This window comes from Bacillus sp. KS1, assembly GCF_020075515.1.
GTDB classification, from domain to species: Bacteria; Bacillota; Bacilli; order Bacillales; family Bacillaceae; genus Bacillus; species Bacillus velezensis.
Map to the genome: position 1 here is coordinate 233,585 of NZ_JACAWW010000004.1, position 16,100 is coordinate 249,684.

Sequence of the window (16,100 nt, forward strand, 5' to 3'; positions counted from 1 at the left end):
TTTCAATAGACCCAACACTCGTTCTTCCTTTCTCAAAACAAGAATGGTAATGATAATGATTATCAATGACTTGTTTCAGTATAGCACTTTTATCTTCTCTTTTAATAGACCTAATTTCATATAAAAAAAGAAAGTTTTTCTTAAAAAAGAGCGTGCTTCTCTATGAAAGCAGTGATATAATCACACTGATAATGATTCTCTTTATCACTAATTTTTATGAAAGAAGGAATGTCAGATGTTCCATACATACAAGAAAATCGGCGCAGCGCTGATTGCCATGCTGCTCATCGCCGCTTTGGCCGCATGCGGCAATTCTTCAGACACGAAAGGTTCTTCTGAAAAAGAAGAAACCATCACGTATAAAGCCGAAAACGGCAATATTAAAATTCCGAAGCACCCGAAACGGGTCGTCGTCATGGCTGACGGCTACTACGGCGACTTCAAACAGCTCGGCGTCAATGTTGTCGGCGCGCCGCAAAACGTATTTAAAAACCCTTATTACAAAGGGAAAACAAAAGGTGTGACAAACATCGGCGACGGCACGTCCGTTGAAAAAATCATTGACTTAAAGCCGGATTTAATCGTTGTCTGGACGACACAAGGCGCCGATATTGAAAAACTGGAAAAAATCGCGCCGACAATCGCCATTAAATATGACAAGCTCAGCAATATTGATCAATTCAAAGAGTTTGCGAAAATGACAGGCACTGAAGATAAAGCAGACAAATGGCTGGCTGAATGGGATAAGAAAACCGCTGCCGCTAAAACAAAGGTTCAAAAAGCGGTCGGCTCAAAAACCATCTCCATCATGCAGACAAACGGAAAAGACATCTATGTATTCGGTAAAGACTTCGGCCGCGGCGGAAGCATCATTTATGACAAACTCGGGCTGAAGGCCACAAAACTGACGCAGGAAAAAGCCATTAATCAAGGGCCGGGCTACGCCAGCATTTCACTCGAGAAACTGCCTGACTTCGCGGGAGACTACATCTTTATGGGGCCATGGCAGGCCGGCGGTGACGACAAAGGCGTGCTTGACAGCTCAATCTGGAAGAACCTCGATGCCGTCAAACAAAACCATGTCTACCGCATTGATCCGATCGGCTTCTATTTCTCAGACCCGATCTCACTTGAAGGCCAGCTCGACTACATCACAAAAAGCTTAACGAAGTAACCCCGAAGCCGCTGTCACAGCGGCTTTTTATTACGCTTAAAACTTGACAAAAAAATTCATTTAAGCTATAATTTACATTTTTGGATTAACATGTATAATAAGATTCTCCCGGCCGGAAATTGATGTAAATAACGGAGGATCTTTATATGAAAGAAAACAAGGCGAGTATGACTTCCCTGCTGTCCGCTTTCGGAAGGGCGTACCACAGTAAACACGACACCCCGGTGATATTTGATGATTTTATGGCACAAGATCTGATTTCTGAAAAAGAGCATTCGGATATCCGCGATCATCTGATTCAAGGTATATCATTTTTCAGCAAAGACATGGCCCAGAGGCTTCAAGGCCAACCGGATGACATTTAAAATGGGTGACTCAAGTCCAGCTGTCTCCTACACCGTTAGCCCGTGCCGCATATTGTGAAGAAGTGCTTTTGAATGAAGTGAAGCTCGGGGCCAAACAGTATGTCATCCTTGGCGCGGGGCTGGATACTTTTTGTTTCAGGCATCCTGAGGTGACAAACGGCTTAGACTTATTTGAAATCGATCATCCCGCTTCACAGGAAGACAAAATAAACAGATTGAAACATCTGAAGCTCGGCATTTCCCATCATCTACATTTTGTACCGATGGACTTCGCCGCTTCGCTTTCTTTCAGCCGTCTGTATCAGGAAGGTTTTTCACGCCAAAAAACCTTTTTCAGCCTGCTCGGTGTGTCATACTTTCTTACGAAAAAGCATCTCGCCCACCTGCTCACACAATTATTTGCCGAAGTCCCGCCGGGAAGCTCTATCGTGTTTGATTATGCAGATGAGTCCCTCTTTGAAGTAAGAGGACTGTCAAACAGAGTGGAAAACATGGTGAAAATGGCTGCAGCAAGCGGAGAACCGATGTTATCGTGTTTCAGTTATAAAGAAATCGAAAAAATATTAGAATCATCAGGTCTGCTTATTTATGAACATTTATCTCCGGCGGACGTCAATGACCGTTTTTTCAGCGGACGCACTGACCATTTAACCGCATTCGAGACCATTCATTATATACACGCCGTCAAAACGTAACCCGCCGCCGCAAACAAAAAAGACATCTCACAGACGTGAGATGTCTTTTTGTCATACCGATTGTCTGTTGTTTGCAAATTTCTTTGAGACGAAAGGATATAACAGCAAACCGACGAAGAACAGCCCGATACCGAGAATAAAGGTCGTTAAATCGGCCGTTCCGGTAATAATGACGTAAAAAGAATAAATGCAGGCAAGGATGGCGATGATACCGTCTCTTACTCTTGAACCCTTTATCTCGTCATACGTTTCACCCGTAAAAATGAGCTTCAGGCTGTAAAACGCTGATACGAGATACGGAATCAGATAAGCGAGCGTCGCCGCCGTCGTTAAAAACGTAAACGCGTCACTGATCGTCCGGGAAATAACTGAAAAGATAAAGATCTGTGACATCACGTTCGTTACGATTAACGACACAACCGGGCTTCCCTGTTTATTCGTTTTTGCAAAAGCAGCCGGAAAGTCTCCTGATTTCGCCGCTTGATACGGAACTTCAGAGCCGAGAAGAATCCAGCCGAGCATCGTTCCGAACAGACACAAAATCGCCAGAATCGCCATGATGACGCTTCCCGCATTGCCGACGATCGCGTACAATACGTCAACAAACGGTTTTTCCGAGCCGACAAGCTTACCATGCGGAAGCACGCCCATCGTAATCAATGTTACGATGATATAGATGCCAAGCGCGATCAATAATCCGGTAATAGTGGCGCGTTTCACATCGCGCTGCGAACGGGCGCGCCCGGATAAGATGACTGCCGATTCAATTCCGACGAACGCCCATAATGTTGAAATCGCCGCATTGTGGATCTGCCCGCCGATTCCCTCAACTGTGTGAGGACCTGTTTGAACCGGAAAATAAAAATGATCGAAAAACGACGTTTGAAACACAAATAAACCTGCAATGATAAAGAAGATAAATCCTAATACTTTTGAAAACGTCGTGACGAAATTTAATTTACTCGCACCGTTAATGCTGGTGACGAGAATCGTGTGAGTGCCCCATAATAAAACCGTACATACGGCAAACGTCAGCAGCTGGCCGAGCGTAACCGCCTGACCGCCGATCGAAAACATTTCACGCTTATCCGTTAAAATCGGGAAAAATGATGTTAAATATCCGGCAAGGCTCGTGATGATCGCCACGTTGCTGATCCAGCTCGCCACCCAGTAGCCCCACACCATCGTGAAGCCCGCTGCATTCCCTTTTTTCCGATCGCTGAACAGCGCACGCGCATAGCTTTGCGGTCCCGCCGTCAGCTCAGGCTTGCGGATGGATAAGTGGCCGAAGACCAGCGCGATCATTAACACACCGGCTCCCGTTAAAAGCCATGCCGATGTGGCGCCGAACGGGCTCGCGATTTTTGCGAGCGAACTCGGAAGCGAAAAGATGCCCGAGCCTACCATATTTCCTACGACAAACGCCGTTAATAACCAAAAACCCCATTTTTTCGTCTGTTCCATTCCTGTACCTCCTGGTTGTTCATTCGTACGGACCAGACCCCGAGATCATATTTACACGCAAAAAAAGCCTGAACAAAAGTCCATGCTTAAAGAAACACACACACCCTTGATCTCCGGATAGCCCTCCGCGAAAAAGCACGCGGCAGTCCTGCACTTATTCAGATACAGTCCCAGCATAAAGAAGGATCGGCTTTCTTTACACTTCGGCGCTGATGCCTTTAACACATGTTTTGCGGCCCCTATCAGCCTGGCATGTGCGACTCATCATCAAGCGCAACCTCTACCTCACCGAGAAAGAGTGAGGATTTTTATCATTCAATTCTACTCAGAGGTTATCAGAGATAAAAAGATCTGTCAAAGGGAAAAATTAGATGGAAAACGGATAGAGCATTCGCCCTACCCGTCTTATATGGTCAGCGGTTGTTTTTTTTCTTTTGAACAGCTTCTTGAAGCGGATCGTCTTTCAGAGCTGCACCGGCGTCTTCAAGCGCGCCTTGAATGACATTTTTGTTTTTATCGCTGTTTTTTCCTTTTTCTTTGTTAAAGAAAGCCATCTGTATCACCTCTTTATCAAATATAGGTACACCTATAATGTGTCTTTTTCCGCGGCAGAATATGCGGAATCCGCGTCTCCTTCCTTTTGGCGGAACAGGTAAAGTTTGTTGATCAAACATGCATTCTCTTGATATATTTGTAATTCAGGGGATTTTGGCAAAAATAAAAAGGAGAAGCGAAAAATGACAGGAAAAACACACATCATGGGAGGCATCGCTTCTTGTTCCGCAATTGCGTATTATTACGGGTATGATCCGGTCCTTATGACCTCAGCGGGTGCCCTCGGGGCGCTGATTCCCGACATATGCCATACGAAAAGCAAAATCGGCAGGACGCTGCCCGTTCTGTCCAAAATCGTAAGCACGGTGTTCGGCCACAGAACGTTTACACACAGCCTGCTGTTTATGCTTATTATGTTTTTCATTACGGCAACCTATATTCCGAATCCGAGCATTTCCGCCGGACTGATGATCGGAATGGCGAGCCATCTTGTGCTTGACGCATGGACCGTCAACGGCATTAAACTGCTGTTTCCGTCCGCCATCCGCTTCCGTCTTCCCCTTTATATGAGAACGGGGAGCTTTTCGGAGCAGCTTGTGCTGGCCGGCTTAACGATTGTATCCTGCTATTATTTATACGAACTGGTTCACGGCCGCATCTCTTAAACAAAAAGCGTCTTTTCGCTTTTAGGGTGAGGAGTCATACATATGAAGAAAACCTTTTTCAGCAATCATCGGTTTTTATGCCTGTCCATCCTGTTCATGTGGATGAAAACCTATGCCGTTTATAAGCTCGGTTTTGATCTGCAGAACAATTCGGTTCTTGAGGAATGTCTGCTTCTCATTAATCCGCTGAGCTTCATTGTGCCGCTGTTCGGCATCGCCCTGCTGCTGACAGAAAAAAAACAGCGGATCTTTCTGCTTGCGGCGAATGTGGTGCTGACGGGAATTTTAATCGCGAATACGGTGTTTTACGGGTTTTATATCGATTTTATCACCATACCGGTTTTGTTTCAGGCGAGCAATATGGGCGATATGGGGAGCAGCGTCCAAGAGCTGTTTCACCCGCTTTACATCGCTTTATTTTTGGATATTGCGGTTTTGTTTTACCTTGGTAAAAGGCATAAAGCCGATAAAGGAAAAGCGGGCGCCCGTACCGTTAAAGCGTATGCGTGGGCATCAGCCGGCCTCATGCTGTGCAACCTCGCACTGTCTGAGGCCGAGCAGCCGAAGCTGTTCAAGCACCCTTTTGATCGTGAAGCGCTCGTAAAAGGAATCGGCCTGTTCCACTTTCATTTGTATGACACCATTTCGCAGACGCTGAATGCAGGGGCTAAAGCGTTTGCTGATGAAGACAGCCTTGCGGCGGTCGCAAATTACACTCAAGCCGACTACAGCAGGCCGTCCGATTCAAAATTCGGGCTTGCCAAGGGGCGTAATGTGATTTTTGTTACGCTCGAATCAACACAGCGTTTTGTAATGGATGAGCGGGTCAACGGACGGGAGATTACCCCGTTTTTAAATAAACTGCGGAAAAAAAGTTATGACTTCACTCATTTTTATCAGCAGACTGAACAGGGAAAAACCTCAGATTCAGAATTCATTGCTGCGAATTCGCTGTATCCGTCCTCAAGCGGCGCCGTTTTTTTCACAAAAAGCGGCCACCGGTTCAATACGATGTACCATATGTTAAAAGATCATCAATACTATTCAGCCGTTCTGCATGCCAATCATAAGGCCTTTTGGAACCGGGATGAGATGTACGGGGCATTCGGAATTGACCGTTTTTTCGATGCGGATGAATTTAAGGTGACACAGGAAAATTCAACAGGCTGGGGCCTGAAGGATAAGGAGTTTCTCGAACAGTCAGCGAAAAAATTAAAGAAGCTTCCGCAGCCGTTTTACGCTAGCCTGCTTACTTTGACCAACCATTTTCCTTTTGAAATTGAAAAACAGGATCAGCTCATTGAGGAACCGGACACAAGCAGCGAGTTATTAAACCGCTATGTGACGACGGTCCGCTATGAAGATGAGGCCCTGAAACACTTTTTCAAGAAGCTGAAAAAAGAAGGCCTGTATGACAACACGATGATCGTCCTGATGGGAGATCATTACGGTATATCCGAAGCCCATAATCAAGGACTTGCCGAATTATTAGGGAAAGAGGAAATCACTCCGTTTGATACGGTTCAGCTTCAGCGCGTGCCGTTTATCATTCATATTCCCGGGGTGACCGACCGTGAGCCGGAAACGATTGCTTCCGCCGCGGGACAGGTTGATGTAAGGCCGACGCTGCTTCACCTGCTCGGCATTGAAACGAAAGGCAGCATTCAGTTCGGCAATGATCTGTTTTCCGGAGAGCGGACCCCGTTTGCAGTGCTGAGAAACGGCAGCTTTATCACGGATGATCATATTTATACGAAAAATACGTGTTACAGCCGTAAAACGGGCGAACCGCTTTCTGACATGAGCGCGTGCAGCGATGAGAAAGAAAAAGCGGAACAAGAGCTGATGCTTTCCGATAAAATATTAAACGGCGACCTTTTGCGGTTTTATAAGCAATAAAAAAATCCCTCCGTTATATGGAGGGATTTTTCATGTTTCATATATGAGCCGTCCGGTCATTTTCGTATCATATCCGGATAATTGAGAAAGCTGAGACTTGAATTCCTCAGAATTGAGGATGTCCTGCACGCTTTGAACAAGCTCCCGGTTTTGTTTTAACACAACCACATCGTACTGTTCACTGATCACCGGGATAAAGTCCGTGCCTGCCATATGCGCCGCATGCTGCGACCCGACTCCGATATCCGCCTTTCCGCTTGATACTTGTGAAGCCGCTGACAGATGATCCGTGACAATGTCATGGTAGCCGGCGACATCATTCGGCGTAATGCCGAATGATCTGAGCTGTTCATCCAGCAGGACCCTCGCGCCTGATCCTTTTTCGCGGTTGACGATACGGACATCCTTTCGGCTCAAATCCTGAAAGCCCTGAATGTTCAGCGGATTGCCCTTTTTCACATATAATCCGGCCTGACGAAGTACGACATGAAAAAGCGCAAACGGCTCCCCTGAAAGAATGCGCTTCACATACGGGATGTTATACTGCCCCGTCTCCCCATCGTACAAATGCAGACTGACGATGTCACAAGCCCCGCGGTACATCTCGATCAGGCTGTTCAAACTGCCGCTGTACTTACGGAGCGGAGCCGCCTGTATTGTTTGTTCCAGCTGTTTGCTGAGGAGGTCCATCGACACATCCTGCCCGCTGATGATAACGGACTGCCTTTTTTCCGGCTCCCGCCCGCGGGACGGGTCAGGCGCTTCTGCTGCGGATGGCTTTTTTGACATTCTCATGTTTGCTTTATATTGTTTTAAGTCCTCTTCATCGACCCTCATCTGTCTTCCGACCCTGTACGCCGGAATGAGTCCTTTTTTTATCAAATCATATACTGTCAGTTTGGAGACCTTCAAAAGGCCCGCAACTTCTTCTATTGTATAGGAAGTGGCTTCTGTCATATTATCACGCTCCGTTTTTATTATAACTGTTCAGATATTGAAAAAAAACCGCACCATCACGTACAATTGCGTTATAATTAGTTTGATCTAATGATATTTAGCTATAAGGGGTGCACAATGTTGAAAAAGAAAGCGACACTACTCACAACTGCGGCTATGGCCGTTTTCCTCGCAACTGCGGGCTGCTCATCCGGACAATCGTCCAAAGGCGGACAAAACGAAAAAGTCACGCTCACCGTTTCTGCGGCAGCCAGCGCTCAGGATGCACTTGAAGAAATCCAGACCAACTACGAAAAATCACATTCAAACGTAACCATTCAAGACAACTTCGGATCATCAGGCACATTGCAAAAACAAATTTCGCAAGGCGCGGGAGCTGATTTATTCTTCTCGGCAGCCGAAGATAAATTCGAAAAGCTCGTTCATGACGGAGATATCGATAAAAAGGACAGCACGGATCTTTTGAAAAATGATCTCGTCATGATCGTGCCTGAGAAAAACAGCGCACACCTGACACACCTGAATGACCTGAAAAAAGACAGCTCGGAAAAAATCGCGCTCGGCACACCTGAATCCGTTCCGGCCGGACAATACGCCAAACAGTCATTGACGGCATTATCCCTGTGGGACAAGGTAAAAGATAAAGTCGTCTATGCAAAAGACGTGCGGCAGGTGCTTTCTTATGTTGAAACCGGAAATGTCGATGCCGGGCTTGTCTATAAAACAGACGCGCTGATTTCGAAAAAGGTGAAAATCACCGATGAAGCGCCGGCGAAAACGCACGATCCGATCGTGTATCCGCTCGGCATTGTCAAGGATACAAAGCACCGTAAAGAAGCAGAAGCGTTTTATCAGTATCTGCAGTCGGATGAAGCGATGAAAGTGTTTAAGAAATATGGATTTACTGCCAAGTAACATTACGGCTTCGGAATTTTTCACCCCAGTCGTACTGTCGTTTCAGGTGGCTTTGGCGTCGGGCATCGCCGTCATCATTCTCGGAACGCTTGCCGGCGCCTGGATGGCGAAAGCGCGATTTCCCGGAAAAACGGCTGTGGAGACGCTGTTTATGCTCCCGCTCGTTCTTCCGCCTACCGTTGTCGGCTTCATTCTCATTATCATTTTCGGAAAACACAGCTTTTTCGGCCGGGCGATTGAGCGGATTTTTCACCAGCCCGTCATTTTCACGTGGTCGGCCGCGGTGATCGCTTCGGCCATTGTCGCCTTCCCGCTTATGTATCAGTCCGCTAAAACGGGCTTCGCCGCGGTTGATGCCGACATCGAGGGAGCGGCGAAAGTAGACGGAGCCGGCAGGTGGCAGGTGTTCACCCGTATTTCCGTCCCGCTTGCCTTTCCCTCCCTCTTGACCGGAAGCATTCTCAGTATTGCAAGGGCGCTAGGTGAATTCGGGGCGACTTTAATGTTTGCGGGAAATATTCCCGGCGTCACCCAAACGCTGCCGACAGCGATTTACGTCGCGATGGACTCCGGCAATGAAACACTCGCCTGGGTGTGGGTGATCTGTATTGTGATCATTTCTTTTCTGATGCTGTTTTTCATCCAATTGAAAAAACCCGCTTGACCGCTCCGCCTTCCGCGCACCTTTCGCCGGGAGGCTTTTTGATTTAAAATCGGATGGTATATAATGAAACAAAAAACACACAAAGGGTGCGGCCATGAAGATTAATGTCATTATCGCGGATGATAATTCTTTCATCAGAGAAGGAATGAAAATCATTTTGCATACATATGAGGAATTTACTGTATCGGCAACGTTGGAAAACGGACTCGAGGCGGCAGAGTATTGTAAACACAATCCCGTCGATATCGCCTTGTTGGACGTCCGCATGCCGGTGATGAACGGCGTCGAAGCCGCAAAACGGATCGCGGAGGAAACGGATACGAAGCCGATGATCCTGACGACATTTGACGACGATGAGTATATTTTAGAAGCGATTAAAAACGGCGCGAAAGGATATTTATTAAAAAATACCGAACCGGAACGGATCCGCGATGCGATCAAAAGCGTCTTCAACGGGCACAGCATTCTTCAGGACACCGTACTGGATAAAATAAAAGACAGCCTTTCCCGGCCGGCGGAAGCCGCGCATCAGATTGATGAAAGCCAGTTTACTGAAAGAGAGCTCAGCATCATGTCGCTTATTGCGAAAGGACTGTCGAACAGGGAAATTTCAAAACAGCTTTTCATTTCTGAAGGGACGACGGCCAATTATATTTCATCTATTTTAGGGAAAACGGGGCTTGAGCACAGAACGCAGATTGCCATTTTTTATATCACCGGGAAGGTGGATAACGGGCGTTGAACGGTATGGATTTTTGGATGCTGATGAGCAGACTGATCGCCATTTTTTATACGGCTTTTTTGTTCGTATCGGCAGACCGCCCTTACACGCCGTACGCCGTCTTGTTTCTGCTGCTTTATCTGTCTTTGGGCATCGCGGTCTGCATGATCAGGCCGCCCGCTTGGAGGCGCGGGATCACCCTCATGACGCTGGCATTGACCGCTTGGCTTTCCGCCTTAGGCCATCCGGCGTTTCTGTTTCTTTTGCCGCCCGCCATTTTTGCGGTTCTTGCCGAATATCCGGTTCACCGCTATGTGTTCTGCCTGCTCGTGTTTTTGCCGTTTTTATTTATCCCGTACGGCGACCTTCCGACTTATATCGTCATAACCTTGTTCTGTCTGGCGATTTTCGTTTTGGCCGCCCGGTCCGGCAATCGGCTGAAGAAATATGAAGAACAGTCGGACAGCATGCGCTCAAGCATTGAAAAACTGACGAAACAGCTGCACAGCAGCACAGAATATATCAAACAATCGGAGTACACCGGCAAACTCGAGGAAAGAAACAGATTGTCCCAAGCCATCCATGACAAAATCGGCCATTCCATGACCGGCGCGCTCATTCAGATGGAAGCGGCGAAGCGGATGCTCGGCTCCCATCCGGACAAAGCGGCTGAACTGCTCCAAAACGCCATTACCATTTCCAAAGAGGGCATAGAGGATATCCGCATAACGCTGAAAAATATGAAACCGCCCGCTGAACAAATGGGCATTCACAGATTAAGAACGTTTATTGATGAATTTTCGGCCAAAAACGGGATGCCGGTTCCGTTTACGCATCAAGGCGATTTGGACAGGCTGACGCAAATGCATTGGAGAGTCATTCAGGAAAACGTAACCGAAGCTTTAACCAATGCGATGAAATACGCCGATGCCACGCAGATTTTCATTGATATCCATGTGCTGAATAAAGCCGTGAAAGCGGAAGTGAAAGATAACGGAAACGGCGCTGTCCGCTTTAAAAAAGGCCTCGGCATGCTCGGTATGGAAGAACGGGCGGCCGTCCTGCACGGAACCGTTATTTTTGACGGCACGGCCGGTTTTTCCGTCACGACATTGCTTCCGGTTGAATAAGTGAATGTTTTCATGTGAAAAATATGAAGATTCTCATGTCAAAGGAATGAACAGCTGCACTAACGGCCGTTCATTCTTTTTTTTATAATAAGAGCATCATAAGACATAGAGGTGGAAACATGAACATTTTGGAGCTCAAACAGCTGAGTAAGAAATTCGGTGATTATGCCGCCGTTGACCAGATGTCGCTTGCCGTAAAAGAAGGTGAGATTTTCGGGTTTCTCGGCGCAAACGGAGCCGGAAAAAGCACGACGATCAATATGATCTCAGGTCTTTTAAAACCTTCAGGCGGAGACATTCTGTTTCTCGGAAAAGATATTTTCAAATATAGCAAAGCAACGAAAATGAATATCGGCATCGTCCCTCAGGACCTCGCGATTTACGAGGAATTAAACGCCTATGAAAATGTGAAGTTCTTCGCAGGTCTGTACGGCCTGAGAGGGGCGGCTCTGAAAGAACGGGTCGAGGAAGCCCTGACATTCGTCGGCTTGAGCGATAAACACAAATATTTGCCGAAGCATTTTTCCGGGGGAATGAAACGCCGGCTTAATATCGCCTGCGCCCTTGCCCACCGGCCGAAACTGATCATCATGGATGAACCGACGGTCGGCATTGATCCGCAATCAAGAAATTATATTCTGCAATCAGTGAAAAAGCTCAATGAAATGGGCTGCACGATCATTTACACGAGCCACTACATGGAGGAAGTGGAAGAAATATGCACGCGCATCGCCATCATCGACCACGGAAAAGTCATCGCAGAAGGCACAAAAGAACAGCTGACTTCCATCATTACCGACACGAAGGACGTCGTGATTGAGCTGTCATCCGGAAACGGCATCAGCCTCGGCGATATTCAGGAGCTGCCCGGCGTCAGAGCCGCCGCACTGGAAGAAAACAGCGTGAAAATCAGCTCTGACACAGGGGTCAACAATTTAAACCGCCTGATCCGGTACTTCATGGACAAAGGAATTGAAATCCGCTCCTTGCAGGAACAGGCCCCTGACTTAGAAACGGTATTTCTCACGCTGACAGGCAGAAGCCTGCGCGACTGACCTCACTGAAAGGAGGATTGCAAATGAATATTCTGCACATCGCCGGGAAAGAAATCAAAATCAGCTTCCGCGACAGACGGACTTTTATTTTCATGCTTGCTTTTCCGATCGTCTTCATGCTGATTTTTACTGCGGCATTATCAAACGCCTTTGATTCAGAGGTGACGGTCGGGAACATCAAGGTTGTATATACGGACCAGTCAAACGGCCCTCTTTCTCATGATTTTACTGAGTTTATGAAAGCCGCAAAAAAAGAGCATGTCTATTTTCAAAAAGCGGACACGGAGGCAAAAGGCAAAAACGAGGTTCGAGAAAATCAGGCGGATGCTTTCGTCACTGTAAAAAACACCGGTTTTCAAGTCTTTACAAATGACCGGAGCGGCATAAACGGCACGATCGTCCAAGGCATGCTGACCGCTTTTACCAATCAATACAAAGCAGGCGCCGCCGCTTACAAGGCGCATAAGACGCCTTCCGCCGGACAAATCAAAAGCGATTATATGAAGCAGACGTCTTTACACAAAACGAAAGAACCGAAAGCGAAAGATTTTTACGCGATATCCATGACGACAATGATCGGGCTGTACGCCTCGATTTTTGCAAGCAGCTTATTCCGCGGGGAAAGAATACGGCACACCGCAGATCGCCTGATCGCCGCCCCGCTCCGGAAAAGCGATATCTTTCTCGGAAAGATGCTCGGCATTTTGGCTGTGAATGTTCTGACGATTCTTGCCGTTGTCGCCTTCAGCAAATTTATCTTAAAAGCGAATTGGGGCAGCCACATGGGCCTTGTGCTTTTGATTCTCGTTTCTGAAATTCTTTTGGCCGTCAGCTTCGGGCTCAGCCTGAGCTATTTGACCAGAAAACCCGAAAGCGCCAGATTAATCACCGTCATCATCGTTCAGGTGATGTCCATTATCGGCGGCGCCTATTACAAATATGAAGGCGGAGGAATTTCCGCCCTGTCGCCTTTATCCTGGATCAATAAGGCGATTAACAACATCATTTACGCAAATGATGTATCAGCGGCATGGCCTGCACTCGGTTTAAATACAGCATTGGCGGCACTCTTTTTGCTGATCGCCGCATTTACGTTTCAAAGACGGGAGGGACTGTAATATGAAAAACTTCTGGTGGCTGTTTGCGCACACTCTCAAAGGGATTACAAAAAGCAAAAAACAGCTCATTCTTTATATCGGGGCTCCGCTGATCGGCGTCTTCCTCTCCTTCATGACCAATGCCAACGGCGGAGCCGAAACGCTCAATATCGGCATTCTCAATCAGGACGGCGGAGAAGTGGCACAGGATACGGTCACGTTTTTAAAAGGACTGGATCATGTGAAGATTTCGGAGGAAACGGCTGCGTCCGCCTCATCCAAGATCGCTTCAGGAAAAATGGAGGCGCTCATTACGTTTGAAAAAGGCTTCTCCCAAAGCGTAAAAGACGGGAAACCGGCTCACATCGGCATGACTTCGCTGAAAGGCGCCCAGGTCACCGGATATATCAGCTCTTATTTGTACAATTATATGAACAGCGCCGCCTCAATCGGCAAATCTTCCGGCGGAGACGCGAAAGCCTTTCAGGCGATGTACGCCGATTTCAAGCATTCTCCCATTCAAACGGAGTCCGCTGTTTTACAAGATACATCGAACCATAAAGAAATGACCTACTCAGTCATCGGGTATCTCATTATCATTATGCTCTATTCCGCCGGCAACCTGACGGAACTGATGATTAAAGAGCGGGAAAACAGGACGTACTACAGGCTTCTGTCAACGCCGATCACATCAAAGCAGTATGTACTGGCAAACGCGACGGTGAATATCATTATCATGGCCGTCCAAATTCTATTCGCCGTTCTCTTTATGGGCGCCGCTTTTCATATTCATCCGTCATTCCCGCTGTGGCAGCTGTTCATCCTGATGATGCTGTTTGCATTAAGCGCGATCGGAATCGCCTTTATTGCCGTCGGTTTTTCCAACAGCAGCGCTTCAACATCGGCGCTTTTGAATTTGATCGTCGTGCCGACATGCTTGCTCGCCGGCTGCTTCTTTCCGAGCAATATTATGCCGAAAACGGTGCAGACAATCGCCGAATTTCTGCCTCAGCGCTGGGTGCTCGATACGGTCGATCAATTGCAGCACGGCCGCACGTTCCAAAGCCTGATGCTGAACGTCATCATTTTGGGAGCCTTCGCCGCCGCCCTGTTATTAATAGCCGCATACAGGTTCAGCGTAAAACGTCAGACACAGACATTTATGTAAAGAAAAACAGCCCCATCAAGGGCTGTTTTTTCTTAGAACAGAAGCTCGTCCGGATTCGGGCCGACACGCTCGTCTTTGTTCAATGCGCTGATCTTTTCCATTTCTTCCTGTGAAAGTTCGAAATCAAAAATATCGGCATTTTCTATGATGCGGTGCTCTTTAATCGATTTCGGAATGGTAACGACTTCGTTCTGAAGATCCCAGCGCAAAATCACTTGAGCAACCGATTTGTTATGTTTTTCCGCAATTTGAGACAGCACTTCGTTATCGAGGAGCTGTCCCTGCATCAATGGAGACCAAGCTTCCACTTGAATGCCCTGCGCTTTGCAGAAATCTCTTACTTCTTTTTGAGTCAGGCGCGGGTGGAATTCAATCTGGTTGACCATCGGCTTGATTTCAGCATCTTTCAGCAGCTCTTCTAAATGATGCACTTGGAAGTTGCTGACGCCGATGGCGCGGATTTTGCCGTCTTTGTACAGCTTTTCAAGAGCGCGCCATGTGTCTTTATATTTATCCTTGCCCGGCCAGTGAATCAGGTAAAGGTCGAGGTAATCGAGGCCGAGGCGCTCAAGGCTTTTCTCAAACGCGTCAAGTGTCGTTTCGTATCCTTGATCTTCATTCCACACTTTTGACGTGATGAACAGCTCTTCTCTGGCAACGCCCGCAGCTCTGATGCCTTCACCGACACCCTCTTCATTTTTATAAATAGCCGCCGTATCAATGCTGCGGTAGCCGTTTCTGATTGCCGCTTCGACGGAGTCCGCCGCTACGCTTCCGTTTTCCACCTTGAACACGCCAAGGCCGAACCACGGCATTTCAACGCCATTATGAAGCTTTACAGTATCTTTTAAGCTTTTTGCCACGTTGAACCATCCTTTCTAGTCATTATGTAAACGGTTATTATTATCTCACATTTCCGCTGTAAGAAACCAATTATACGCTCATCGTTATCACAAAAACCATCTTTAGTGCCCAAGCACCACTGACGTTATTATTTTCCTATTTTTCAAAAATTCAGGTTAACCGGGTAACTGTCCGGGTAAATCGCTACTGTAGCCACCACACAATTGAAGGAGGAAATCATATGAAACGTATGCGTATCCCGATGTCCGTTGCCCTTGGCGCCGCTTTGTCTCTGACTCCTCTGTCCTTTGTATCCGCAAAAGAACCCCCGGTCCCTCAAAACATGGCGCAGCAAACATCAGATGTCTCAGCAAAAGATGTCGGATTAAACATTGACGTTGACCTGCTCGGCATCGGCAATTCGATTGCTGACGCGATTAAGTCGGCGCAAAACCGTGACGGCTTCGTCAAAAACTTAATGGAATCTTCATTCTACGCTTCCGGACAAAAATATAACGTCATGGTGTTTAATTTAAGCCAGGAATATGAAGATCATTTTAACGGCGTTCAGTTTTACGGTTCCGCCGTTTATGACGGCATCACGTACGGCATTTGGGTGTTTGAAGACGGAAGCTTCACCAACAAAGGTGATGGCGGCTGGATCAACTGGGCCTTCAGAGGCTGGTTTGACCGCGACGGCGATCACGTCGAATTCCATCGTCCGTAATCAAAA

General features: G+C 47.3%; 15 protein-coding genes, 1 pseudogene and 1 riboswitch. Of the genes and pseudogenes, 12 read left to right on the forward strand and 4 right to left on the reverse strand.

Features of this window, described 5'->3' with window-relative positions; genetic code table 11:
- Positions 1–235: 235 nt before the first annotated feature.
- Positions 236–1,174: an iron-hydroxamate ABC transporter substrate-binding protein gene (locus HWY38_RS01565; protein WP_224181123.1), complete on the forward strand. Its 939-nt coding sequence runs from the start codon at positions 236–238 to the stop codon at positions 1,172–1,174.
- Positions 1,175–1,320: 146 nt separating this feature from the next.
- Positions 1,321–2,234, forward strand: a pseudogene (locus HWY38_RS01570) (class I SAM-dependent methyltransferase).
- A 51-nt stretch (positions 2,235–2,285) separates the two neighbouring features.
- On the opposite strand, the gene HWY38_RS01575 reads toward HWY38_RS01570, so the two are convergent.
- On the reverse strand, positions 2,286–3,698 hold the full coding sequence (locus tag HWY38_RS01575) for an amino acid permease (protein WP_007613722.1): 1,413 nt from the start codon (positions 3,696–3,698) through the stop codon (positions 2,286–2,288).
- Between the two features lie 110 nt (positions 3,699–3,808).
- Positions 3,809–3,989: riboswitch (Lysine riboswitch) on the reverse strand.
- Positions 3,990–4,111: 122 nt separating this feature from the next.
- On the reverse strand, positions 4,112–4,252 hold the full coding sequence (gene sspJ / locus HWY38_RS01580; protein ID WP_007410034.1) for a small acid-soluble spore protein SspJ: 141 nt from the start codon (positions 4,250–4,252) through the stop codon (positions 4,112–4,114).
- 183 nt (positions 4,253–4,435) lie between these two features.
- Between sspJ and HWY38_RS01585 the strand changes: the two genes are divergently transcribed.
- Both HWY38_RS01585 and HWY38_RS01590 read left to right on the forward strand, forming a co-directional pair.
- Positions 4,436–4,918: a metal-dependent hydrolase gene (locus HWY38_RS01585; RefSeq protein WP_003151759.1), complete on the forward strand. Its 483-nt coding sequence runs from the start codon at positions 4,436–4,438 to the stop codon at positions 4,916–4,918.
- A 42-nt stretch (positions 4,919–4,960) separates the two neighbouring features.
- Complete coding sequence (locus tag HWY38_RS01590; protein ID WP_224181124.1) at positions 4,961–6,817, forward strand: LTA synthase family protein; 1,857 nt, start codon at positions 4,961–4,963, stop codon at positions 6,815–6,817.
- Positions 6,818–6,847: 30 nt separating this feature from the next.
- On the opposite strand, the gene HWY38_RS01595 is transcribed toward HWY38_RS01590, so the two are convergent.
- On the reverse strand, positions 6,848–7,774 hold the full coding sequence (locus HWY38_RS01595) for a substrate-binding domain-containing protein (RefSeq protein WP_044801810.1): 927 nt from the start codon (positions 7,772–7,774) through the stop codon (positions 6,848–6,850).
- A 117-nt stretch (positions 7,775–7,891) separates the two neighbouring features.
- Here HWY38_RS01595 and modA point away from each other — a divergent pair, with 117 nt between their 5' ends.
- The 7 genes from modA (at position 7,892) to HWY38_RS01630 (ending at position 14,524) form a co-directional block, all read left to right on the forward strand.
- Complete coding sequence (gene modA / locus HWY38_RS01600) at positions 7,892–8,689, forward strand: molybdate ABC transporter substrate-binding protein (protein ID WP_029325841.1); 798 nt, start codon at positions 7,892–7,894, stop codon at positions 8,687–8,689.
- Positions 8,670–9,353 carry a molybdate ABC transporter permease subunit gene (gene modB / locus HWY38_RS01605; RefSeq protein WP_088461657.1) on the forward strand — a complete coding sequence of 228 codons (684 nt, stop codon included), beginning with the start codon at positions 8,670–8,672 and terminating at the stop codon, positions 9,351–9,353. The genes modA and modB overlap by 20 nt, the downstream gene beginning before the upstream one ends.
- 94 nt (positions 9,354–9,447) lie before the next feature.
- Complete coding sequence (locus tag HWY38_RS01610; protein ID WP_224181125.1) at positions 9,448–10,095, forward strand: response regulator transcription factor; 648 nt, start codon at positions 9,448–9,450, stop codon at positions 10,093–10,095.
- 5 nt (positions 10,096–10,100) lie between these two features.
- Positions 10,101–11,204 (forward strand): sensor histidine kinase, encoded by a 1,104-nt coding sequence (locus tag HWY38_RS01615; protein ID WP_024085790.1) that lies wholly within the window; start codon positions 10,101–10,103, stop codon positions 11,202–11,204.
- 119 nt (positions 11,205–11,323) lie between these two features.
- Positions 11,324–12,259, forward strand: coding sequence for an ABC transporter ATP-binding protein (locus HWY38_RS01620; RefSeq protein WP_015240573.1), 936 nt, complete (start codon positions 11,324–11,326; stop codon positions 12,257–12,259).
- A gap of 23 nt (positions 12,260–12,282) precedes the next feature.
- Positions 12,283–13,377, forward strand: a complete 1,095-nt coding sequence (locus HWY38_RS01625; protein WP_224181126.1) for an ABC transporter permease — start codon at positions 12,283–12,285, stop codon at positions 13,375–13,377.
- A gap of 1 nt (position 13,378) precedes the next feature.
- Positions 13,379–14,524, forward strand: coding sequence for an ABC transporter permease (locus HWY38_RS01630; protein WP_224181127.1), 1,146 nt, complete (start codon positions 13,379–13,381; stop codon positions 14,522–14,524).
- Between the two features lie 32 nt (positions 14,525–14,556).
- Here the strand turns inward: HWY38_RS01630 and HWY38_RS01635 are convergent, their stop codons facing one another.
- Positions 14,557–15,387, reverse strand: coding sequence for an aldo/keto reductase (locus HWY38_RS01635; protein WP_007410023.1), 831 nt, complete (start codon positions 15,385–15,387; stop codon positions 14,557–14,559).
- Between the two features lie 221 nt (positions 15,388–15,608).
- On the opposite strand from HWY38_RS01635, the gene HWY38_RS01640 reads away from it, so the two are divergent.
- Positions 15,609–16,094 carry a stress protein gene (locus HWY38_RS01640; RefSeq protein WP_224181128.1) on the forward strand — a complete coding sequence of 162 codons (486 nt, stop codon included), beginning with the start codon at positions 15,609–15,611 and terminating at the stop codon, positions 16,092–16,094.
- Positions 16,095–16,100: the final 6 nt, after the last annotated feature.